Origin of the sequence: Fundidesulfovibrio putealis DSM 16056, from assembly GCF_000429325.1 — a bacterium.
GTDB classification, from domain to species: Bacteria; Desulfobacterota; Desulfovibrionia; order Desulfovibrionales; family Desulfovibrionaceae; genus Fundidesulfovibrio; species Fundidesulfovibrio putealis.
On record NZ_AUBQ01000004.1, the window covers coordinates 1 to 24,070 of the forward strand.

The window sequence follows — 24,070 nt, forward strand, 5'->3', positions numbered from 1 at the left end:
TTCAAGACCTCAGAGGATGAGGATTTCCATGATCTGATCGCGGAGCGGTACGAGCGGTGCCCGACGATCATCACCAGCAATCTGGACTTCTCCGAATGGGGAGAAGCCTTCAACAACAAGCTCTTGGGGGCCGCGACCCTGGATCGCTTGCGGCACGGAGCATACAAGGTGGTCCTCGAAGGTCGAAGTTTCCGAAGCTCCAGGGAAGAGGCCATGATCAAAAACTGCGTTGCCGGTGCAGGGGAAAACAACTAGATGTTTAACACGTCCGAAGCCCGGAAACGCTGATCCAAGTGGCTCCATTAGGGGCGGACATGGGTGGCTCCATTAGGGCGGTCAATGACACTGGATCGACGGGTACAACACCAACTACCTGCACTCAACCCTCGGCTACAGGTCGCCGGAGGCCTTCGAGGCAGAACATCTCTGCCGCGAGACTCTCTTAGCAGACGCTTGCTAAACGAGGGACAGTACAAGCGGGTGGTCGAGGCTTGGGTGGCCAATCCTTACTTTCAGGTCTTTTGCGGCGAAAGCCGTTTCCAGTGGATGTTTCCCTGCAATCCTTAGGACGTCGTCTATTTCCGCAAGCGGATCGGTAAAGAAGGGACACGTTTGATCTTCGAGGTCACAGTGGCGCTACACGCTACACGGCAACGACGCCAAGGAGTTGGAGGGCAGACATGGTAGATCACTGGAACCCGCCCCCAGGTGGGCATCTGCGACCGGGGCTATCGGGGTCGAAAACAAGTGGGGGACACGGAAATTTTGACGCCGAGACGATCGAAAAAGAGCGATACACCTTCCCAGCGTTGCAAGGCGAGAGAACGCTTTCGGAGACGAGCCGGGATTGAACCGGTGATCAGCCATGTCAAACATGACCACCGCATGGCGAGGAATTTTCTGAAAGGGGTGCTCGGCGATGCCATTAACCTGTTCATGGCCGCCGCCTTCAACTTCAGGAAGTGGATGCGCAGGCTGGCGCAGTTTTTTGCCCTCATCTTGGTCTACCTGTTTTCCGGGAAAATCAGAGTTCCATGTCGCCACGCCCCCTATGACGCCGGAAATGCATTTTTCAGGGCCACTAATTCCAACTGCATAGCAATCCCAAGCTGAAAAGTCGCCTGGAATTTTACGCTGTTAGATCATTCGCTAGCAACCCAGCAGGTTCCTAACAATCCGCCCCACACTGTCAGAGTGTGTACTTTCTTGATTTCCCTACTTGTTCTTTATCAAGGATTTATGAGACATAATTTTTAGTTTCCAGGGTGAGCATGAGAAGGCATGGGATCATTGCGGTTGGTCTGTGTGGATCATCAACGGGACAGGAAGACCCGAGACAAGAGAGTGCATTTGTCCATGCAAATTGTAAAAATAGGCATCACGGCTGACATGATACAGTGCATTAATGCTTGCAGTTATTTTATATGCAGAGGCACTTTGTTATCTAAATTCAGGCAGTACTGTTATGAAATTTAAGAAAATCAGAATTTATACACAATACTTGATTGCGTCAAGGAATCTATTTGCGCTGTACTTGCTGTCGCTCGCATTTGTATCTATAATATATAGTTGTTTTGTTGTGTATATATATCCAAAATACTATAAGTACATAGAGGATGTATACACACAGAGGTCAACAGAGGCAGCGGGTGGTTTATCACGAGCATTTATTGGTCCAGGCCATTTGTCTCTACTTCCATTTCCTGCAGATATTGAAGCATCCATAAAAAGAGTTGTTTCTTCTGGGTTGATATTAAAAGTAAAAGTTTTTGACTTAAATGGAAAATGTCTATTTTCGACCCAAGTCTCAGATGTTGGTACCATCCATGAGGGGGACGAATTCAAAAGAATAGTGGCAACCGGCATGAGTTATTCGAAAGTTGTTAGAAAGAGCGGCACATCTCTCGAGGGAGAGGTAGCCACAATTGATGTTTCTGAAACTTATGTCCCGGTGTTTGTCGATGGCAAGGTATTTTGCGTATTTGAAGTATACGCAGATGTTAGTCATGAACAGCGCGGAATTCAAAATTTGGCATTCACATCGCTTGGTGTGATTAGTATTTTGATGATTTTCGGATGGATATTTTTTACGTACTTGATGGCGCGCTTGGCATTAGTGGAAAGAAAAAGAACAAAACTAGATAAAATATTAAAAAGAAAAAATGCCAATCTAAATGAGCGAGTTAGTTATCAAAAAGATGAGATTGAGGTAGGTCACCAGATCGCTGTGAAGGCACTCGCTACTCTTGCGGAGTATAATGATACAGACACTGGAAGTCACCTGAACAGGACAAAACATTATGTTGTTGCTCTCGCAACGGAGCTCTCTCGCACTGGTAAGTATTCCTGTTCTGTGAATGAAAGACCCGTGATGATAGAGGAACTCGGACTCGCCTCACTACTGCATGATATCGGAAAAGTTGCTATTCCCAAAGAAATTTTAGCTAAACCAGAACATTTGACATCGGATGAGTTTAATTTGATGCAAAAACATTCCGTTGTTGCCGGAGAAATCCTAGGGAAAGCAAATGCCCTGTACCGAGAACAATTCGGTGAAGACAGTTACTTGGCACTCGCTCAAGAAATAGCCCTCTATCATCATGAGCGCTGGGATGGGAAAGGATACCCCGTTGGGTTAACAAATACGGATATACCGCTAAGTGCTCGAATTGTCGCCATCGCAGATGTTTATGATGCTTTACGGTCTCAGCGACCATACAAAGCGCCTTGGACTCACGAAAAAGCGCTCAGAGAGATTGTATCAGGACGAAATTCCCAATTTGATCCAACTGTTGTCGACGCATTCGTGTCAGTTCAGAAAGAATTCGACGATATTTTTGAAAACAAATAAATGCAATATGATGGCTTTCATGTTTTGTGTGCGCGCCATGTGAAACCCATGGTTAAGCTTATTTGGAACCTGTCTCTTGAATGGCTAGGCGTCATTGAATTATGCCGGTCATGAACAATATAGACTTCTGGCTTGGCTCAGGAACCACTTTGGAGATCAAACCCAAGAGAGACCACTGCGTAATTCATTGAGAGGCATGTCTACCGCCCCTGGCGGATCATTTTGAGGTGGAATTTCTGTTTCAGCGCTCGATTTTGCCTTCACACGCCTTTGGGCGGGGTTGATTGGCGCATTTCAAGCGCTCCCCTTCGCCTATTTGACCATGGCCCAACACTTTTTCAGGTTGAAGGCCATTGCCACCAAGTGGAGTTCCAGTGCCACCTTGTCCTGGCCGAGGTATCTGGCCCGGAAGAGGTGGTAGTAGTTTCGCTTGAACGTGCCGAAGGCCCGCTCCACTTTGGCTCGAACCGAGCTGATCAGCAGGTTCACCCGCCGTTCGACCCTACTCAATGGCAAGCCTAGATGCGCCTTGGACATGATACCATCGCAGAAACCATTGCGGACCAGCTGTTCCCGATTGGCCTGGCTGCTGTAGCCCTTGTCCGCGAACACCACACCGCCTGGCGGCAGTGGCACGTCTTGAAGCAGACGCGGCAACTCCTTTACGTCCGAATGATTGGCCGGGGTCACGTGGCCGCCCAACACGAACCCGTCACGACTGTCCGTAGCCACATGCATCTTGTAGCCGTAATACGCCTTGTTGCCCTTGCGTAGCCACGCCGCGTCCGCGTCATCCGAGTACGTCACCGTGACGTCCGGCTCGCCCTCGGACTTCTTGCGGTCCTGCGGGAGCAGGTCCAGCGTTTTGGTCGGCCGACGGGCCAAGGACACCACACTCGCGTCCACGATGGCCCCTTCGCGAACCAGAACGCCACCACGCTCAAGCTGGTGATTCAACTTGTCCAGTAGGCGCTTGTAGAGATTTTTTTTCCAGCAGACTATTGCGGAAACAGCAGATGGTGGTTGCGTCCGGGACCTGCTCATCATCCAGCGACAGCCCGGCGAAGCGCACGAAGGACAGACGATCGATCAGCCCCTCTTCAACAGCCTCGTCGCTCAAGTTGTACCAGCGCTGAAGCAACAGAACCTTGAACATGAGCAGCGCCGGGTAGGCCGGATTGCCCACGGCGTCAGGCTGGCGCTTCAGCCGCTTGTTGAGAAGACGCCCCAAAGGCTTCCAGTCGATGATCCGGTCGATCTCGTCCAGGAACGTGACTTTGCGCTTGCGCAGGGAAACCCGTTAGTCCGCTATGCCAGGAGCCTTCTTCGCGCGTTCGGCCATGATCGCCTCCACCCTGAAAGATGAAGACATTATGTAATATATTACATGCAGTTAAAAGTAATTATTGGCAGTTTTGCCGTGCAGCGGTCTCGAGTCGGTTGTAGTTGTTGATATACTCCATGATCTGACCGACGAGCTGCTGTTTTGAGCGCCAGACCCCGTCTTTGAGGACATCGCGGGCGAGGCTATTGAACCAGATTTCCACCTGGTTCAGCCAGGAAGAGTACGTCGGAGTGAAATGCAGGGTCATTCTGCTCCTCTCCATGGAGTGGTTCGTTCCAGGTGGAGGCTAAAGTCGCGCGGACTGGCGCGGCTCTACAACGAGGTCCGATCCCACTCAAGCCTGGAAGGATGACCCCGAAGGCCTACGCGGGAATGATCGGGTTCAGCTAGGGCGTGATCGTCTTGTAAGTCAGTCGATGCACCTTGATAGTGCATTCCAGGCCAGCCATGAATCCGACCTTATCTCCGCCAGGAGCCTTGTACTTGACGTCCGCAACCTGCACACCATTGACCCATAAGTACATCCTATCGCCATAATGGATAGCCGTAAGAGTGTTTTTGGCATTGAGGCCTTTGCGATAGTTCGCGTCGTCTGTTTTGGACACCATGTCCGAGATAAAGACGATCTTGTAGGGAGTGACGTCGAAAACACGTTCTGTATACATGTAAACGCCATCTGCTGTTGTCGAGTAACGTTGATACTTCAGCAGCTTATCACTCTTATCGAGCCCAATCACCAGTCCGAAGAATCCTTCCCTCCCTGTGCTAATGAAGGAGAATTCGGCTTCGAGCATGTAGTCACCCGAGGCGTCGAAGCTCATGGACCTGGAGACGATCCAGCCCAACTCATTGCGCTTGTGTTCGAGCATGTAGGCCCCGTCCCGGATTTCCCCCCTCCAGAACTTGTGGTCACCAGTCTCCCAGTGGTTTCTGTTGTCCGTGAACGTATCTTCAAATTTCCGCGTGAACCTCGAGGCATCCGCAGGAGACGGCGGCCTCGGGGAAGACTTCTGCACAGCTGCGGGGGCAACGCCCGGTTGTCCGGCCCCCTGCGAATGTTCCGGTTTAGCCTGCGGGGGTGTCGCTTTCTTGGGCTGGGTTACTTTAGCGGGTTCGTTCGAGCGCAGCGCATCGGGTAGTGTGACCTGACCCTGAGCAAAGCACACGCCGGGGAAAGCCACGATGAACATGAGAATACATAGGGCCAGCGAGGTTCTCATGGCATGTCCTTTAATACTGGATACTGGTTATTGGAAGCAGGTTGTTCCTGTCCAAGTTGGCCGAATTCCGATACTTCACGTCGCATTTGATCGTATTCACGCCGAACCCTTGAGAATTCTTGGTGATCTGCATACAGAATCTTGCGTTTTGCTCGTAGCGAATCGCCGCGCGTTTCTCTAGCCAGAGCTTGCTGTCCTTTCCGACAACCATGGCCTCAGGCATCGCCCATGCAGATTGGCCCAGCACCATCTGGGAGGCTGTAGGTATGAGAACCTCCAGAACCTTCTCTATGATCACCTTTGAGGTAGAAAGAATACTGTCCAGGTCGTTACTGCACGACGAGCCATAGGCGGCCTGAATAGTGCCGTCTGAGACCTTGATAAGCCGTGCATCAATACGGATGCTGCCCTTGTATGCCGTGATGGAACCGGAAAGCACGTACTCGGCCCCTGCCAGGGTGCCGATCTTCTGGGCCAAGCCCGAGTAGTTCTGGCTCTGTTTCCCAAATTCCATCTCATCCACTATCTTTCGGACCTGCTCGCGCTCCACAATGTCAAAGACGCCCATGTTCACTGCTGCCGTGGTCATGAATTCGGAGACCATCCTGCCCTTGTTGTCATCTTTGGATTCGACGTTCAGAGAATCGAATTGCAAGATGGCCATTCTGACACGCCCCCCCGATTCTGACTCGGCGGCCACCACTCTTGGGAGAGCCATGGTCAGGAGCATTAAGGAAAACAGAATCTTACGAAACAGCAGAACGCACGCGAGCATACGACCTCCGATTGTTCAAGGGCGATCATTGCATCTTAAGTCGTCTGATACGGGGGCGTAACAGAGCACATCGCCGCTCAAGGTTCCACAGCACATTTCAAGCGCTTGGAGGGATAACCAAGGGGACATCACGTCCCATTCCGTTACCAACATCCAATGCCACGCCAGAGGTAATTCCTGTGTTTTAAGCATTTATTTAGGGTGGCTCCACTTCCACTTCCGAATTTCCGGCATGTCCTGGCCGTTCTCGGCGATATACTTCTTGTGTTCGATCAGTTTGTCCTTGAGCTGCTGCTTCAGATATGTGCCCTTGTCGCCGGTCTGCGGCAGGCGGTCGATGGTGTCCATCACCAAGTGGAAGCGATCCAGGTCGTTTAGCACCGTCATGTCGAAGGGGGTGGTGATGGTGCCCTCTTCCTTGTAGCCGCGAACGTGGATGTTGTCGTGGTTGGTGCGGCGGTAGGTCAGTCGGTGGATCAACCACGGGTAGGCATGGAAAGCGAAGATGACCGGCTTGTCTTTGGTGAAAAGTTCGTCGAAGTCCTTATCGCCAAGCCCGTGCGGATGCTCCGATTGAGGCTGCAGCTTCATGAGGTCGACAACGTTGACCACCCGGATTTTCAGCTCGGGCAGATACGCGCGCAGGATGGAGACTGCGGCCAGAGTCTCCAGCGTTGGCACGTCGCCGCAACAGGCCATGACCACGTCGGGGGCGACGCCCTGGTCGTTGCTGGCCCACTGCCAGATGCCGATGCCCTCGGTGCAGTGCTTGACCGCGGCTTCCATGTTCAGCCACTGGGGGGCCGGGTGTTTGCCCGCGATCACGACGTTGACGTAGTGGCGGCTGCGCAGGCAGTGATCCATCACCGAAAGCAGACAGTTGGCGTCGGGCGGAAGATAGACCCGCACGACCTCGGCCTTCTTGTTCACCACGTTGTCGATAAACCCGGGGTCCTGGTGCGTGAAGCCGTTGTGGTCCTGGCGCCAGACATGGGAGGCCAGAAGGTAGTTGAGGGAAGCGATCTTGCGCCGCCACGGCAGGTTCGCGGTGACCTTTAGCCACTTGGCATGCTGGTTGAACATCGAATCGACGATGTGGATGAACGCCTCATAGCAGTTGAAGAGGCCGTGTCGCCCGGTAAGCAGATAGCCCTCGAGCCAGCCCTCGCATTGGTGCTCGCTCAGCATCTCCATCACTCGTCCGGTTGGCGCGAGAAATTCGTCGTTGGGCTCTGTCGCGGCGTCCCATTGGCGTTTGGTCACTTCGAAAAGAGCCTCCAGGCCGTTGGAGAGTGTCTCGTCGGGGCCGAAGATGCGGAAATTGCGCTGCTCGTCGTTCAACACAGCCACATCGCGCAGGAAACGCCCGAGCACGTGCGTGTCGCCGATGCCGGGCGTTCCTGGAGCGGGCACGTCCACCGCGTAGTCCCGGAAATCCGGCATCCGCAGGTCGCGCAGCAAAATACCGCCGTTGGCGTGGGGATTCGCGCCCATGCGCCGGTCGCCCTCGGGCGCGAGTTCGGCAAGTTCCGGCTTCAGTCGGCCCGCATCATCGAAGAGTTCCTCCGGGCGGTAGCTTCGCAGCCAGTCTTCCAGCAGCTTGAGGTGCTCAGGATGGGCGGCCGGGTCGGAGAGCGGCACCTGATGCGCCCGGAAGGTACCTTCGACCTGCAGGCCGTCCACCATCTTCGGCCCGGTCCAGCCTTTGGGTGATTTGAGGACGATCATGGGCCAGCGCGGGCGCGTGCGGTTGCCGTGGATGCGGGCGTCCTGCTGGATGGTTTTGATTTGTTCCACCGCCGTGTCGAGGGTCGCAGCCATGGCCTCGTGCATCAAGGCGGGTTCGTGACCCTCGACGAAGTAGGGCGTCCACCCATAGCCGCGCAGCAACTGTTCCAATTCCTCGCGGGTGATGCGGGCGAGCAGGGTAGGGTTGGCGATCTTGTAGCCGTTGAGATGCAGGATAGGCAGCACCGCGCCGTCGGTGGCCGGATCGAGGAATTTGTTGGAATGCCATGCCGTGGCCAGCGGTCCGGTTTCCGCTTCGCCGTCGCCGACAACGCAGGCAACCACGAGATCTGGGTTGTCGAACACCGCGCCGAACGAGTGGCTGAGCGAATAGCCCAGCTCGCCGCCCTCGTGGATCGAGCCCGGGCACTCCGGGGACGCGTGGCTGGGAATGCCACCGGGAAACGAGAACTGAAGAAAAAGCTTGCGGAGTCCGGCTTCATCCTGGCTGATGTCGGGATAAATCTCGCTGTAAGTGCCTTCGAGGTAGGTATTACCCACCACAGCCGGTCCGCCGTGCCCGGGGCCGGAGACGTAAATCATGTCCAGGCCGTATTTCCTGATGACCCGGTTCAGGTGTACGTAGATGAAGTTCTGCCCGGGGGTCGTGCCCCAGTGTCCCAGCAGCATGTGCTTCACGTCTGAAAGCGCCAGCGGCCTCTTGAGCAGCGGATTGTGGTAAAGATAGATCTGGCCGACCGAGAGATAGTTGGCTGCTCGCCAGTAGGCATCCATTTTATGGAGCAGTTCCGGCGTAAGCGTTCCGAGATTTGTCGTCATATTGCTCTCCTGAATTATCTCTGACTTAAAGCTTCGTTTTCGCACTTATTGTGGGTGTTGCGTGCGTCGGATTATGGATTGAGCCACCAGATTGTGAAGTTCAACGCTACCGCGAAGCTCACCCATGCCAGATAGGGAATCAGCAATATGCCAGCTGCCTTCCGCACCTTCCAGAATAGCCTCAACGTCGCAGCTAGCACCAGCCAGAGTAGTATAATGTCAATAAACGACAGCCCTGGCCGGTGCATGCCAAAGAATAGAGGCGTCCAAAGCGCGTTGAGCAGCCATTGCAGAAGAAACAGCCCAAGCGCCCGCCATTGTGTTTTCCATCCTCCCTCGCGCCATACCAGCCACACCGCGACAGCCATCATCACGTAGAGCGAGGTCCACACCGGGGCGAATATCCACGCCGGAGGGTTCCAACTCGGCTTGTGCAGGTCGGCATACCAACCACCGGTGAATACGAAGGCCGCTGAGCCGGAAGCAATGAAACAGAACGCGATCCAGCCGACCAAGGACAGAGCCTGACGGGCAGGGGGATTTGCATGCGGATGGTTTGCTTTCACTTCGCCAACTCCTGAAGTCGATATGTCGGCGTGCGGAACTATTTCCTGGACTGTTTGCTGATGACGATGATGAGCAGGACTATCACCAGGATGCCGACTACCGACCAAATCCACATTCCTCCGCTCGCTCCCCCACCCATCCACCCATCCAGCCGAAATTTTGATTCATCATAAAGGTATCCTGGTAATGTTGCGATCGGCCCACCACTGGCCCAATACAATCGTGAGCGGAGGCAGCAGTGTCATTTGAAGGAGCGGCCATAGGCCCGCGCCAAGCACGGGCACCACGGGCATGCTCTCTGTGTACGACCAGCGCCCGGAGGCCAACGCTGCATGTTCCACCAGTGTCGCATACATTAGCCCCAGAACAGCGGCCGTGGCATAAATGTTCCAACGCCCACGCAAGCCCCAGCCCATTTCTCCAGCGGCCAGGGCACCCACGGCGTAAATGCCCAAGATTATCTCAACATCACCCAGCGCCGCCTGCGAGCAAAGACCGAGCGTGCTCGTCCAGGTATGTCCCACCGTTTCGACGTAGGCGGACATCTGCGCCATTTCCCATATGACGTTCAAAACGAAACCCGTTAACACCAGGGCCGCAAGGAACCACCCCAACCGCTGCCACGGTGGGCCAGATTGTGCGTTGGATCTGCGGCCTCCGACACTTCCAGATTGGTCGACGGGGAGGTCGTGCTGCGGTGCACCCTGGTGTGCAGTCACTGTCTTCTTATGACACCCGTTTAAAATCGATATATCCGCGCTCAACATCCGTACGGACCAACTGCACGCGGAGTTTGTTGCCAACGTTCAGGCCCTCAAAACCTCTTTCCAATCTCCCTTCAATGGGCGGGTTCAGAAGGCGGACCCAGGTGCCTTTGTCCGATGCGCCGGTAACAATGGCATCGAACCGCTCTCCGATCCTTGATTCCAGCAGTATCGCTGCCGCGGATTTCGTGACCTGCCGCTCGACTTTTCTGGCTGCGTCTTCCTTCTCGGTGCAGTGCTTTGCGAGCTCTTCCAAATCGTCATTCTTGTAGGGCACGGAATGGTCAGCCATTGCCGCTTTCAAGAGCCGCTGCGTGACCAGATCCGGGTATCGGCGGTTCGGGGCGGTGGAATGGGCATAGTCTTTGACCGCAAGACCGAAGTGCCCGGTGGCGTCCCCTTCCGGAAGTTCGAGGACATATTCACCCGCACCCATGAGCTTGACAACGCTCAAAGAGAGATCGGGAAAGCGGAGAGGATCAGCGGCTTTTTCCGATACCAGGAATCGATCCAGGGCCTTCGAGTCTGGTTCTCGGGGCAAGGTGGTTCCTCGCTCTGCGGCAAGCTCTATGATCCGGTCCCAGTGTTTGGGGGTGCGCACTACGCGCCGTATAGATGGAAACTTTTTGGACGCGAGGTATCGAGCGGTGACGCCGTTGGCGGCGATCATGAAGTCTTCGATTATGTCTTTGGCCCTGTTTCTTCTTTGGGCTTCCATGTCCTTGAGTTCATCTCCGTCAAAGACCGGGCGGGCCTCGATTGTTTCCAGATCAAGCGCACCGTGCAGGTGCCGGAGAGATTTCAGCTTCTGGGCCACGCGGTCCTGGAGCCGGAGGTTCTCGTCCAGGCCGTTGACCGTGCCGATCACTTGCGGCATTGGGCCGTCACCTTCGAGCCACCCGGCGACGCTGTTGTAGGCAAGCTTCGCGTGATTGAGCACCTCTGCTCCATAGAGGTCTGAACTTTGAAGCGATCCATCCCCGGCAAGAACCATTTCAACAACAATGGCCAGGCGGTCTGATGCAGGGTTGAGCGAAGTAAAATCTGTGGAGAGTTTCTCGGGCAGCATCGGAAAAATCTCGGCGGCGGTGTAGACTGAGGTGGTGTTTTGCCGCGCATGATCGTCCAGGGCTGTGCGTTTCTCGACGACAGCGTCAACGTCAGCAATGGCGACCAGAACCTTTGCGGCTCCGTCGGGCAAGGCTTCGGCAACGGTAAGCTGGTCCAGGTCATGCGAATCATCGTTGTCGATGGAGCACCAGAGAAGGTTCCTGAGATCCCGCGTCGATTCCTCTGTTCGCGTCGCTGGCCCGGAAATTTGGTCGAGCTCGGTGAGCGCCTGGGAAGGAAAATCGGGAACAAGACCTCTCTCAAGCATGGCCCGATGTGCAATTTTTTGCAGGGTCGAACGGTGTTTTCTGTTTTCTGAATCGGTCATTTTGTCACCTTTTAGAATACATTGCTGTGTGCTTTGCTCAAAGAATGCATCCGGGTCGGCATCATCTCATTCTCCATACCTGCGTATAAACCAGGTCTTCACCAATTGGGTCAGTACAGCATAGCCGAGCATCATGATCGCCAGATACAGCCAGTACATGGGGGGGAGCGGGACAAACCCAAGCGTGTCCGCCAGGGGCGAAACCGTAAGCCACGCCCCGGCCGCGACGATGATTACGGAGGTGATGATGAGCGGCCAACTGGCCCGGCTTTCAAAAAAAGGAATCTTGTTGGTGCGGATGACGTGGATGATGAGCGTCTGTGTGAAGATCGATTCCATGAACCATCCGGTGTGGAACAGGGCCGGGTTTTGCCAGCAGTCGAAAACGTAGAGCATCAAGAAGAACGTCGCGTAATCGAAGATTGAGCTGATGGGCCCGATGAACAGTATGAAACGCAGAATCTGGTTGATCGTCCACTGGCGCGGCTTGACCAGCCATTCCTCGTCCACTTCATCGGTGGGGATGGTGGTTTGAGAGAAGTCGTACAAGAGGTTGTTGGTCAGCACCTGGATCGGTAGCATGGGCAGGAAAGGCAGGAACGCGCTGGCCCCTACCACGCTGAACATGTTGCCGAAGTTCGAACTGGCCGCCATCTTGATGTACTTGACGATGTTGCCGAACACCCGTCGGCCTTCCATCACGCCCTGTTCCAGCACCAGCAGGTTGTTTTCCAGCAGGATAATGTCGGAGGACTCCTTGGCGATGTCCACCGCACTGTCCACCGAAATGCCCACGTCGGCGGCCTTCAAAGCCGGGGCGTCGTTGATGCCATCTCCCAAGAATCCCAGCACATGGCCCTGGCTCTGGAGCGCGCGGATGATGCGTTCCTTGTGAGCGGGGGCCAGCCTGGCGAAGACGCTGGTGGCGCCTGCGGCCGCGGCAAGATCCGTCTCGCTCATGGACTCGATCTGGGAGCCGAGCAGGAGATGCTCCACCGGCATGCCCACTTCCTTGCAGATGTAGGCGGTAATGATCTCGTTGTCGCCGGTGAGAACCTTGACGTCCACGTGCAGGCTCTTAAGACGCTTCAAGGCTTCCGTGGCGGTGTCCTTGGGCGGGTCCAGGAAGGCCAGGAAGCCGAGCAGGATAAGGTCCGACTCATCCTTGACCGAGTACACCGGCTCATCCGAGGAACCCGGCATCTGCTTATAAGCCAGGGCGATAACCCTGAAGCCCTGGCCGTTCAGGCCTCCGGCTATTTTCTGGCGCGCGGTGTCGTGTTCGGGCTGAACAGGCACCACCTCGCCCCCGGGGAGTTCCACCCGGGTGCACTTGCTCATCACTTCGTCCACAGCGCCTTTGCAGATGAGCGTGTTCAGCCCGGTCTCATCTTCCACCACCACAGACATACGGCGGCGCACAAAGTCGAAAGGAATCTCGTCGATCTTGCGGTATTTCTCTTTCGCCTTCAGGCGTTCCTCCAACTCCTCATGGTCGAGGATCGCTTCGTCGAGCAGATTCTTCAGCCCTGTATGGTGGTAGCTGTTCAGGTAGCCGAAATGCAGCACCTTCTCGCTGGGGTCGCCGTGCGCGTCCAGATGCTTTTCCAGCACGATCTTGCCTTGGGTGAGGGTGCCGGTCTTGTCGGTGCACAAGACGTCCATGGCTCCGAAATTCTGGATGGCGTTCAGGCGCTTGACGATCACCTTCTTGCGGGCCATGGCCAAGGCACCCTTGGACAGGTTGACGGTCACGATCATGGGCAGCATTTCGGGGGTCAGCCCCACGGCCACGGCCATGGCGAACAGGAAAGCTTCCAGCCAGTCGTGCTTGCTCAGTCCGTTGATGAGGAACACGGCCGGGACCATCACGGCGATGAAGCGAATCATCAGCCAGGTGAACTTGTTGACGCCCTTGTCGAAGCTGGTGGGCTGGCGTTGTCCGGCGATGCTGGCGGCCAGCGATCCGAAGTAGGTCCGGTCTCCGGTGCGGACGACCACCGCCGTGGCGGATCCGCTCTCCACGTTGGAACCCAGGAAGCAGATGTTGGGAAGTTCCAAGGGATTCTGAATGTCAGCCCCCGCCGGAGCGGCCTTCTTCTCCACGGGCAGGGCTTCGCCGGTGAGGGCCGATTGGTTCAGGAACAGGTCCTTGGCGGAAAGCACCCGGACATCGGCCGGAACCATGTCGCCGGCTGCCAGTCGGATGATATCGCCTGGCACCAGCAGTTTGAGCGAAACTTCCGCATCCTTGCCGCCGCGCACCACCGTGGCCGTGTTGCTGACCATGGCCTGAAGCTTCCTGGCCGCGTTGTCGGCGCGCGACTCCTGGAAGAAACGCAGCACCACTCCCAGAACCACCATTACGAAAATGACCACCGTCGCCCGCTGGTCGCCGGTCAGAAAGGAAAGCACGCCCAAGGCCATGAGTAGAAGGACCAAGGGATTCTTTATGTTGCTCAAGAGGCGCATCAGGGCCGATTGCGGCTTCTCCCGGGCGACCTCGTTGGTCCCGGCCTGCTTGCGGCGTGAATCGACTTCAGCCTCGCTCAGTCCGTCCGGTTGCGAGCCAAGTTCTTTCAGGACCGCGTCGATATCGTTCCGCGCCATTTCCAGAAGTTGAATGGCATCTTGCCCGCCGTCTTTGCCAGGGAGGTTTCCTGAACCGTGAGATGCGGGTGGGGTGCTCTTTGGAACTGCCATTCGTACCTCTACCCGTTCCTGAATCGATGGGCCTTGTTATCGGTTTAAGAGAAACGTTCGTGATTAGATCGACAAATCCATCCGAGTAGATGGGCAACGCTTCGCTCAACATGAAATCCATGCTGATAATAGGTGGTTCAGGTCAGGGAACCCTACTGGATTCTACGGAAACACCCAGGGCATCTCCAGCGTGCCGTCTGGTCTGCATCAGACCATCGACATCCTTGCGAAAGCCGTAGTTCTCCATATGTGAGGCGTTCTGTTGTAACTTAATGCATTAATTGGATATTTGTGCACTTATTGACATTATACTGTATTTTCTCACTTCTGCAACGGGCATAGTGCTTTTTTCATAACAGATATGGGTTGTTTCTTGAAGACTGACCGACACTCACATGCGCCCGGATCGCGGATAAAGTTCGGAGTCGTAAAAGAATAATGGCGCAGGATCTTCGTGAGTTTCGTCCCCACTCAAGCCCAGTCAAGATGACCCCCAATAAGAGCAATCCGTGAGTGCGTTAGCCGATTACTATTGCACTGTAGAGTTGGGCTTGTGTGCATGATTCCTACGAATTCGGGGCGTCACCCTTAACCGCATGTCGTAAAATATTGTGTGAAGTATGTGTTCATAATGTGCGAGCGAAGAGGAGGAGAATGTTTCAATGCACAGATTCTAAAGACGACAATTTTGAAATATATAAAGACGCAAGTGACAAGTGGAGTTGGAGAAGAACAGCATCAAATGGCAGGATGGTTGGAGCTTCTACGGAAAGTTATTCCAACAAGTCAGATTGTATCGCACATGCCAAGAGAAATGGCTGTACATGCAACTTAACCTAATTCAGAAGTAATGGATTGGGGGCAGTGTCCAGTTTTGGAGTTCGGCATCAGGTCCACGTGGCGCTCAATGGTTTCTTCTGGTTGTAATCCGCTTGGTCGGTGGAATAGATGAATAGCACGGCTATCTCGGCACTTGCCCGGATGCTCCGCACCTGGCGCACGAGCACTTCCGCGACCTGGAGTTAATGTCGGCGGAAACCTCCAGGGGGGAATGCCCTCTGCCGATCCTCAGCTCCTCGAGAGCCGGGAACGGCTCCCGGAGCCACCGTTGAAGGTTGTGAGCGATCGGGGAACGGAATATAGTGGTATCATGAGTCGACAATACCAGCCGCCTTATTCCATCACGTCAGCCGTCGTGAACCTGATCGCCGAGATCAGTGAGGCCGTCGGACGGATGACCGTGCTCGCCGACCAGTCCAGGGCGTTGCGGCTTCGGCGCATCAACCGCATCCGTACCATTCACGGCTCGCTGGCCATCGAGGGCAATACCCTGAGCGAGGTTCAGATCACAGCCATCCTGGCGGGGAAGAGGGTGATTGGCCCGCCCCGTGAGGTGCAGGAGGTGAAAAACGCCCTGGCCGCCTACGACCGTTTTGATTCTTGGCGGCCTGAGGCGGAAAAGGACCTGCTGGAAGTGCATCGCATCCTGATGTCCGGCTTGGTCGACGAGGCTGGCGTATACCGACGCGGTGGCGTGGGAGTCATGGCCGGGAAGGATGTGATTCACATGGCTCCCCCGGCTGCTCGGGTTCCGATACTGATGGGCGACCTGTTCAACTGGCTTGCGGCCACCGATGCCCATCCGCTCATCGCCAGTTCGGTCTTCCACTACGAATTTGAATTCATCCACCCCTTTGCCGACGGCAACGGTCGCATGGGGCGGTTGTGGCAGAACCTGATTTTGGCCAGCTGGAATCCCTTGTTTGCCGACATCCCGGTGGAAAGCCTGATCTTCGAGCACCAAGCCGAGTATTATCAGGCCTTGCGAGAGAGCACTCGCCAGAGCGACTCCGCGCCCTTCATCGCCTTCATGCTTCGAATGCTCCTGGACACGGTGGCTACCTCCGCCCCCCAAGTCACGCCTCAAGTCACCCCCCAAGTCGGCGAACTGCTGACGGCGATGCAAGGAGAGATGAGCCGCGAGGCGTTGCAATCCTCACTCGGACTGCGAGACCGCAAATCCTTCCGCGAACGCTACCTCAAACCGGCCCTGGCCGACGGTTTGATCGAAATGACCATCCTAGGCAAACCCAACAGCCGCATGCAACAATACCGTCTGACAGACAAGGGTAGGCAGTGGCTGGCACAGCATGGAGATGGATAATTTGAGCTGGGCTGGAAAAATGGCTTCGTTCAGTGGCTTCAGCACGCCCGGCGCGAGAGGCAGAATCGGGTCTGAGGCATTGGCGGGGACAAGGATGCCCTGATGACGAGCACGGATTTGTACCGATGAGTGGCCAGAGACTGAATGCACAGGATGAACTGCGGCGACTACGCGAGGAGAACGTTCGCCTTAAGGCTCTGCTGACCCGGCATGGCATCGCTTGGGACAATCCAGTCGCCCCTGACCCCGTTCCGGCTCCAGCGGAACCCAATCCAGTTCCCACCCATTTCTCCACCAACGACAAGATTGCCCTGTTCCGCCGCCTGTTTCGGGGGCGCGGGGATGTCTATCCCCAGCGCTGGGAGTCGACCAAGGGGGCTTCCGGCTACTCGCCGGTCTGTGGAAACGAATGGAAACCCGGCGTCTGCCACAAACCCCGAGTCAAATGCGGCGACTGCAACCAGCGCCAGCTGCTGCCAGTGACCGATCAGGTGATCTACGACCATTTGGCCGGGAAACAGACCATCGGCGTCTATCCACTCCTGGCAGACGACAGTTGTTATTTCCTGGCGGCTGATTTCGACGAGGCTGATTGGCGTGAGGACGCCAACTCCTTCATGCAGTCCTGTCGGGAACTGGGCATTCCGGCTGCATTGGAAATTTCCCGATCCGGCAACGGTGCGCATATCTGGATATTCTTTGCCGAGCCGGTTCCGGCTCGCGAGGCCCGGCAACTCGGGGCGGCGCTGGTCAGCCATACTTGCGACCGTACCAGGCAGTTGTCCTTAGCCAGCTACGACCGCTTGTTTCCCAACCAGGACACCCTGCCCAAGGGAGGCTTCGGCAACCTCATCGCGCTGCCCTTGCAGATGCACCCGAGGAAGCTGGGGCGCAGTGTGTTCGTTGATGAATACCTGCAACACCATCCCGATCAGTGGGCGTTTCTTGCTTCAATCCGGTGCTTGTCAAAAAGGGAGCTTGAGGACGCCATCCTGCGGGCCAGTGGAGGACGCCATCCCCTGGATGTGGGTTCCGTGGCGGAGGATGAAGACAGCAAGCCCTGGCAGCGTCCGTCGCCTGTCCACACCCGGATAGCCGGACCCATGCCTGAATCTTTATCCCTGGTGCTGGCCAACCAGATTTTCATCGCCAAGGCTGATCTTCCTCCGTCTCTGGCCAACCGCCTTATCCGCATCGCCGCCTTTCAGAACCCTGAGTTCTACAAGGCACAGTCTATGCGCCTGCCGGTGTGGAATAAGCCGCGAATCATCGGCTGCGCCGAGAATCATCCCCAGCACATCGGCCTGCCTCGCGGCTGTCTAGATGCGGTGGCGGACCTTTTGCGGGAGAATGACATTCGCTGGGAGTTGCAGGACGAACGCCTGCCGATACGGAAGGTGACGGTCAAATTCACCGGCACATTGCGAAAGGACCAGAAGGTCGCAGTGCGGGAAATGCTCAAACACGAGGTCGGCGTACTCCAAGCCCCAACGGCCTTTGGCAAAACGGTCACTGCCGCCGCTCTGATCGCCAAACGCAAGGTGAGTACGCTGGTATTGGTGCACCGCACCGAGTTGCTGCGTCAATGGCAGGAGAGGTTGACGGGATTTCTTGAACTACCCAAAGAGGGGCTTGGCGTCATCGGTGGAGGCAAGGAAAATCCGTCCGGCACAATCGATATCGCCGTCATGCAATCGCTGTCACGCCGCGAGAATCTGGGCGAACTCCTGGACCGTTACGGGCAGATCATCGTCGACGAGTGCCATCACCTTTCGGCCTTCTCCTTCGAGGCGATCCTCAAGCAAGCCAAGGCCAGATATGTGGTTGGCCTGACTGCTACGCCGGTACGTCGCGACGGCCACCAGCCGATCATATTCATGCAGTGCGGGCCAATCCGCCACAGTGCAAAGAAACCTGAAACAGCTCCGTCGCAGCTTGAGGTGTGGCCGAACTACCTGCCTGCAACAGAAATACCACCGGATACACCGATTCAGGGGGTGTTTCACCTCGTTGCAAACGATGTCGTGCGCAATCGTCGTATAGCAGCGGACGTGCTGGCTGCATATCAAGAAGGCCGCAAAGTGTTGGTGCTCACTGAACGGACAGAGCACCTAACGCTACTGAAGGAGGCGCTCGGCGAACATGCCAGACACTGTTTTGTCCTCCATGGGCGTTTGTCGAAGAAACAGAGATCAGCGGTGTTTGCCGAACTGGATGTATTGGAAGAAGCCGCCCCACGTGTCATTCTCGCAACCGGTCGCCTGATCGGCGAAGGCTTCGATCACCCGCCGCTCGATACGTTGGTCTTGGCCATGCCGATATCCTGGAAAGGGACGTTGCAGCAATATGCAGGCCGTCTGCATCGTGAGCACGCCGACAAGAAGGATGTACGAATCCACGACTATATCGATGAGGATCAGCCTCAGCTTGCCCGGATGTGGAAAAAACGTCAGCAGGGTTACCGGGCCATGGGCTATCGAATTCGAACCGAGCACAGCCTGATTTGAGACCGAGGGCAGCCCTTGAGGTTTGTCTTTTGCTGCGTCGTTTCGCTGGGTCCTCAACTTTTCTCCTGGAGAAGGCTGAGTGGAACATGAGGCCCTTGGCGAAGGGACTCTTGGTGGATTTTCAAGAGTCTACCTTCCCGTGGGCTTGCTGCTTCTGGGCTGGGTATTCGGGAATGATCCTGCAAGTGATGAAGGGCTGGCGGAAGGGGCGCAGGAGCTATTTTGAAAACGACCTCTTGATGAAAAATCAAGGGATGTGGGTGTTTGAGCTATTCGCTGGGACTGGGTGGCTGCGCCGGTTTGGACATTTGGACATTTTCGGTGCATCCCTGAAGTGTCCTTGGAGGATGAGGGATGGAGAGGGAGAGTCCACAAACCATTTTCTGCTTGGATGAGTGATGACACGGGTGTTGACGGAGAGACAGCCGGAGCAAATCACATGGGCTTGGGGATTTACCCTGGGCAGTTTGGTTGCTGGGGCTTCCTTTGTATAATCCTTACACGGGCTCGCCGTGTGTCTTATGAGTTGGAAGAGAGAATTCTTCTTGGCGAGGTCCCGATGACCAAGCAGCGAAGCTACACTAGTCCCGACGGACAAGCCGTCGATGCGTTGATGGATGCCCAGACTAGTCTGCGCACAGTTCTCGAGGCGTCACCAGTTAGCATGTTTGTCATTGGCCCGGATCGAACTCTCCTGTTTGCCAACTCCATTGCCCAAAACCTGTTCAAATCTTATCCAATAGGAAGCGCGAGAAGCTGCTGCGGCGACCTCATCGCTTGTAGAAACAGGCATTTAGATCAAAGTGGTTGCGGTCATTCCTGTGAATGTTCACAATGCGACTTGGACAACGCCATCTTAACGGCTCTGAAAGGGGAGGAAGATTCCACATGTTTGCGCGGGGAATCTCACTTTTACTCCGACAACTGTCCGGATGTATTATGGGTCAAATTCGCAGTTACTCCGCTCAATATTGGCGAACAGCGGTACGCATTGGCCAGTGTAGAAGATATAACTGAACGCAAGCTGACAGAAAAGGCCCTTCAGACGAGCGAACGTCGTTTTTCGGAACTTATCCGTTACTCTTTTGATTCGATTACAATTCTTGATGCTGAAGGAGTTCAAATTTTTGTCAGTGATGCTGTTGAAAGGATACTTGGGTACGACCCTTCGGCGCTAATAGGCATATCTGTCATCAAAGAAATGGTTCACCCAGATGACCAGGCGCGAGTGAAGACGACGTTTGCAACAATTCTGAAAGAGGGGATGGGGGGGACTCAGTACCGACATAAGCATAAGAACGGCTCTTGGGTATATCTTGAGGCCTGGGGAACAAACCAATTGGAGAATCCAGATATCCGCGGTGTCGTTGTCAATGTTCGTGATATCACCGAGAGAAAACTTGCTGAGTGTGCATTGAGCGTTTCTGAGGAGCAGTTTAAAAGTATTGTTGAATCTTCACCGATGGGTATGCATTTCTACCGTTTAGACGACAATAACCGATTGATTCTTGTTGCTGCAAACCCGGCTTCAGACCGTTTACTTAACATTGAACACTCGAAACTCATCGGTATGTCCATCGAGGACGCTTTTCCAGGTCTCATCGAGACTGACATCCCTGAAATGTACCGAGAGGTCGCACTCGGGCAAATTCCTATACAGACGTTCGAGACACCATACCGGGACGAACATTTTTCAGGAGTCTACGAGGTTTATGTTTTCAGGACTGGAGATAGGACTGTGGCAACATTGTACCTTGATGTTTCTGAGCGTAAGAAAGTCCAAGAGCTGATGATTCAGACTGAAAAAATGATGAGCGTGGGTGGATTAGCGGCAGGAATGGCTCATGAAATCAATAATCCATTGAGTGGTATTCTGCAAAATGTTCAGGTTTTGATGCGTCGCCTTACCACTGAACTCCCTGAAAACCTGCGTGCTGCTGAAGATATTGGATGTTCCTTTGATACCATTAAAAGTTTCATGGAGAAACGCGACATTATTTCTTCTCTTGAATCTGTACGCTCGGCGGGAACAAGGGCAGCTCGGATAGTTTCTAGCATGCTTGAATTTAGTCGGAAGAGCACGTCCGGCCATACTCCAGTCGACTTAAACGCTCTTTTGGATAAGGCATTGGAGCTTTGCTCCACCGACTACGATTTGAAAAAGAAATACGATTTCCGTAGCATACGAATTGTCAGGGACTATGAACCCACCCTGCCGCTGGTCTCATGTTTTGAAACACAAATTCAGCAAGTTCTCATGAACCTTTTGACCAACGCGGCTCAGGCTATGGCTGACACTCCCTCTCCATCCATTTCTCTGAGAACTTTTACTGAAAGAGATTGGGCGTGTATTGAGATTGAAGACAATGGACCGGGCATGACTGAAGACGTTAGAAAGCACGTCTTCGAGCCATTCTTTACAACCAAACCTGTCGGAGAAGGTACTGGGCTCGGTCTGTCTGTATCTTACTTCATCGTAGTTAATCACCATCATGGGACGATCAATGTCAATTCAGTATTGAGGAAGGGGACACGTTTTGTTGTCAGGTTGCCGATTACGCCGAATCCCGCCACAAATGTTGAGAGAGTCGATAGGTTTGAAGTCTGAGTGACTGGGACTTACTCTCGTCATGAATGAGGCCTCTACCAAGCAAATTTGCAGCCATTGTTCCCACCCATTTATCTTAAGGGCAACACCAGTACCGTTACCTGTGAAATCCCCTATTTTACTGTTCAAATTCGGCGACATTCGTGTCGATGTCAGAAGAGCCAAATTATAGATTTCACAATTGCCTGGAGAATCGCAAGGAGAAGTCGAGAGATGGCCTTCAACCTGAAAAAGTGTTGGGCAATGGTCAACTAGGCGGGGGGGCGCTTGGAGTGCGCCGATCTGCCCCACCTAAGGGCAAATGAGGGCACAATCTGGCGTTGAAACAGAAATCCGACCCCCAATTGATTTACCAGGGGGGAGATGGAACACGTTACAACGAATTACGCAGTGGTCTCCCCTTGGGGCGGCGAGATCGCCGACAAGATCCATCCATTCCCGAAAGACAGCATGAATCTCTATGGCGTCGGCGGGATGCTTTCGGTAAACCTGTGGAGGGTCATCGTTCCAAGCCATGTGCCAGCGTTGGAAGTTCCCGTTCAGCCTGAATGAACCTGCAAGCGACTTCCTCGATATCTTTTGAGGACACTCCGAGTTCGAAAAAAAACTCCCGCCACTGTCTCGTGATGCTTAGCATATCGTTGAGGATGGCTCGGGCTTCTTCGCGCCGAAGGCCAAAAGGCTCCGTCCAACTCAAAATGTTCTCAAGAGTCGCTGCCTTCGGGTTCTTTTGCTTTCCGCAGGCAAGGGCAAGATCGTATTCGTTGGAGTTGTTGGCGATGTATGCCGGAGTGATGTCATACGCTGGAGTAATGGCCACATGAGTACGCTCCACAAAAAAAGATTGCTGCTTTGGGTGGTCATCCCTGTTGGAGCAGAGAACGTTAAACGCCATTCTCTTGAACAATTCCCCGCCAACTTTGACATTTCCATGACGCCTGGCAGTCTCGGAAAGGTGTTGATAACTCTTCCAATCACCTTCTAGTGGCAAATTGCCCAGTGTAAACCCTGAAATAAAATGCTTCGGGATGCCCATGTTGTCCCTGTCAAATCGCTGCACGAGAAGGACATCAATATAATTATTGACGTTGATCATCGATGTATTAGCGGTTTCAATTCCGCAGCGTTTGGCCAAGTTCATCGTAGCAAACTCTATTCTGGGGTCATTCCACGCATCTCCAAGCTTGGGGAACTTGGCGATCCACTCCCTACCGTCGTTGGAACGATAGAATGCTTTAGGTCGGCTGCCCCCTAAAGCCGAGAAGCTGAAAGCCATGGCTTTCATGATTGGGTCCGAAAGCTCCTGCCGGAGCGCCGGTAGGGTATCGTCCTGAGCGTGCTTCTCAACGAGTCGAACAAGATGAGCCATCTTCTCCAGGTCTGAAACAGGCCTCATAAGAGGCGGTCCGTCGTGCCAGTCCGCCATGGAACGCGGCCCGGAAGCGTCTGGCCCGAAAGCCATGCCTCCGGTCCGCAGTGGCTCATGCACGGCCGTGAGCAATTCAAACTGGGTCATGGTGTCGGGATGACGTGGGGCATAGATCGAGAGAATCTTCCGAGCCCAGGAGTCGGGCGAAGCATCCCGGAACACGTTCGGAAGACCTTCCTTGGTGCGAAAAGTCAGGGACCCTTTGAGCCTTAGGGGCAACAAGACTGGATCAAGGGGTACCGCGTCTTCACGCTCAAGGTATCTGCGGCCATATCCAAAGATGTATTGATCCGTTTTGGGAATGTAAGTGAGCACTCCAGCCGGAACATATCCCACGCCGGTGAGCGAAACAAAAACGACCGCGTTTTCTCTGTCAGATGTCATAGAGTTTATCGTCTCCGTCCTTCTTTCTCACGTATTTAGGCAACGCATCCACGGCCAGGAGCGTTCCAAGCCGATCGTTTTGCGGATCAGCGAGCGCTCCCAGGTTCCCTTCCAGTTCCAGGACCCAAAGCACATGGGCCAGAACCCCAAGGGACACACCAGGGTGACCCTTTTCCAGTCTCGTGATAGTAAGACGGCTGATAAAAGCTCTTTCAGCCAGCTCTGCTGCGGTAATTCCCCGCCGCACTCGGGCAGCCCGGATATCTTGGCCAAGCTTGGCCAGGGCGTTCGCAGCTGAAGCAGGGAGGGCCTCTTTTGCCATTGTTCGCTTGCTCATGCCTAATAAATAATACATATGATTGGCTTCGTGCAATATTTATTAAGCACAAATTTTCACGAAGCAAGCTCGGCTGTCCCATGGGAAGCTCCAGGAGACATACCGGTCTCCTCCCTGAAATCTCAGGCCTCATGCCGTTGGGACAAAGTCCGCTAGGTTTGCAAGTCGCAGGCAAGGAGCCTGACCGGCGCCAATGAGCAAACTGTCTCATAATGGGACTAATAGTAATGGATCTTCGCGAGGGTCCAGTTCGTCCTGTCGCAGTTGGCCAAGTCCACATGGCGCTCGATGGTGTCACCCGGAGGCAGAGCCTGACCGTCAGTGGAGTAGGCGATGAACATGGCCAGATCGACAGCCTGGGCATCGTTCCGAACTTCGCGCAACATCACTTCCGCAACAAGCAGCTGATC

At 54.6% G+C, this 24,070-nt stretch carries 19 protein-coding genes; 6 read left to right on the forward strand and 13 right to left on the reverse strand.

The annotated features are described in order from the left end of the window. The 3 genes from G453_RS22030 to G453_RS26960 form a co-directional block, all read left to right on the forward strand. On the forward strand, positions 1-255 hold a 255-nt coding region (locus G453_RS22030), incomplete at its 5' end, for an ATP-binding protein (RefSeq protein ID WP_043643844.1). Between the two features lie 453 nt (positions 256-708). After that, entirely contained in the window at positions 709-1,113 is a 405-nt protein-coding gene (locus G453_RS29145; protein WP_156920781.1) for a hypothetical protein, read from the forward strand. 352 nt (positions 1,114-1,465) lie between these two features. Further along, complete coding sequence (locus G453_RS26960) at positions 1,466-2,851, forward strand: HD-GYP domain-containing protein (RefSeq protein ID WP_169725282.1); 1,386 nt, start codon at positions 1,466-1,468, stop codon at positions 2,849-2,851. Between the two features lie 312 nt (positions 2,852-3,163). On the opposite strand, the gene G453_RS25935 is transcribed toward G453_RS26960, so the two are convergent. From G453_RS25935 to mgtA, 10 genes are all read right to left on the reverse strand, one after another. After that, positions 3,164-3,808, reverse strand: coding sequence for a transposase (locus G453_RS25935; protein WP_051271542.1), 645 nt, complete (start codon positions 3,806-3,808; stop codon positions 3,164-3,166). After that, positions 3,792-4,082: an IS5/IS1182 family transposase gene (locus G453_RS22040; RefSeq protein ID WP_027189841.1), complete on the reverse strand. Its 291-nt coding sequence runs from the start codon at positions 4,080-4,082 to the stop codon at positions 3,792-3,794. The genes G453_RS25935 and G453_RS22040 overlap by 17 nt, the downstream gene beginning before the upstream one ends. Before the next feature lie 172 nt (positions 4,083-4,254). Further along, on the reverse strand, positions 4,255-4,443 hold the full coding sequence (locus G453_RS0102955) for a transposase (RefSeq protein WP_027189842.1): 189 nt from the start codon (positions 4,441-4,443) through the stop codon (positions 4,255-4,257). Between the two features lie 139 nt (positions 4,444-4,582). Next, complete coding sequence (locus G453_RS0102960; RefSeq protein WP_027189843.1) at positions 4,583-5,416, reverse strand: hypothetical protein; 834 nt, start codon at positions 5,414-5,416, stop codon at positions 4,583-4,585. Positions 5,417-5,426: 10 nt separating this feature from the next. Further along, positions 5,427-6,191: a FlgO family outer membrane protein gene (locus tag G453_RS0102965; RefSeq protein ID WP_027189844.1), complete on the reverse strand. Its 765-nt coding sequence runs from the start codon at positions 6,189-6,191 to the stop codon at positions 5,427-5,429. 192 nt (positions 6,192-6,383) lie between these two features. After that, positions 6,384-8,759: a phosphoketolase family protein gene (locus G453_RS0102970; protein WP_027189845.1), complete on the reverse strand. Its 2,376-nt coding sequence runs from the start codon at positions 8,757-8,759 to the stop codon at positions 6,384-6,386. A gap of 71 nt (positions 8,760-8,830) precedes the next feature. Continuing rightward, complete coding sequence (locus tag G453_RS0102975) at positions 8,831-9,325, reverse strand: TspO/MBR family protein (RefSeq protein ID WP_205620046.1); 495 nt, start codon at positions 9,323-9,325, stop codon at positions 8,831-8,833. A gap of 168 nt (positions 9,326-9,493) precedes the next feature. Then, complete coding sequence (locus tag G453_RS25940) at positions 9,494-9,871, reverse strand: hypothetical protein (RefSeq protein WP_156920782.1); 378 nt, start codon at positions 9,869-9,871, stop codon at positions 9,494-9,496. A gap of 181 nt (positions 9,872-10,052) precedes the next feature. Further along, complete coding sequence (locus G453_RS0102985; RefSeq protein ID WP_027189847.1) at positions 10,053-11,528, reverse strand: RNB domain-containing ribonuclease; 1,476 nt, start codon at positions 11,526-11,528, stop codon at positions 10,053-10,055. Between the two features lie 66 nt (positions 11,529-11,594). Then, the gene (gene mgtA, locus G453_RS0102990; RefSeq protein WP_084502063.1) at positions 11,595-14,231 is read right to left on the reverse strand and encodes a magnesium-translocating P-type ATPase; all 2,637 of its coding nucleotides are present in this window, start codon (positions 14,229-14,231) and stop codon (positions 11,595-11,597) included. A 1,150-nt stretch (positions 14,232-15,381) separates the two neighbouring features. Between mgtA and G453_RS0103000 the strand changes: the two genes are divergently transcribed. The 3 genes from G453_RS0103000 to G453_RS22050 all read left to right on the forward strand — a co-directional run bounded on the left by G453_RS0103000 (position 15,382) and on the right by G453_RS22050 (position 21,510). Continuing rightward, positions 15,382-16,395 (forward strand): Fic family protein, encoded by a 1,014-nt coding sequence (locus G453_RS0103000; protein WP_027189849.1) that lies wholly within the window; start codon positions 15,382-15,384, stop codon positions 16,393-16,395. A 125-nt stretch (positions 16,396-16,520) separates the two neighbouring features. Further along, positions 16,521-18,902 carry a TOTE conflict system archaeo-eukaryotic primase domain-containing protein gene (locus tag G453_RS0103005; RefSeq protein ID WP_027189850.1) on the forward strand — a complete coding sequence of 794 codons (2,382 nt, stop codon included), beginning with the start codon at positions 16,521-16,523 and terminating at the stop codon, positions 18,900-18,902. Positions 18,903-19,461: 559 nt separating this feature from the next. After that, positions 19,462-21,510, forward strand: a complete 2,049-nt coding sequence (locus tag G453_RS22050) for a PAS domain S-box protein (protein ID WP_169725283.1) — start codon at positions 19,462-19,464, stop codon at positions 21,508-21,510. 499 nt (positions 21,511-22,009) lie between these two features. Here the strand turns inward: G453_RS22050 and G453_RS22055 are convergent, their stop codons facing one another. The 3 genes from G453_RS22055 to G453_RS27730 all read right to left on the reverse strand — a co-directional run bounded on the left by G453_RS22055 (position 22,010) and on the right by G453_RS27730 (position 24,046). Next, a complete protein-coding gene (locus G453_RS22055; RefSeq protein WP_051271552.1) occupies positions 22,010-23,323 on the reverse strand; it encodes a type II toxin-antitoxin system HipA family toxin in 1,314 nt (437 codons plus the stop codon). Beyond that, a complete protein-coding gene (locus tag G453_RS0103025; protein ID WP_205620047.1) occupies positions 23,313-23,678 on the reverse strand; it encodes a helix-turn-helix domain-containing protein in 366 nt (121 codons plus the stop codon). The genes G453_RS22055 and G453_RS0103025 overlap by 11 nt, the downstream gene beginning before the upstream one ends. 200 nt (positions 23,679-23,878) lie before the next feature. Then, on the reverse strand, positions 23,879-24,046 hold the full coding sequence (locus tag G453_RS27730; RefSeq protein WP_156920783.1) for a hypothetical protein: 168 nt from the start codon (positions 24,044-24,046) through the stop codon (positions 23,879-23,881). Between the last annotated feature and the right edge of the window lie 24 nt (positions 24,047-24,070).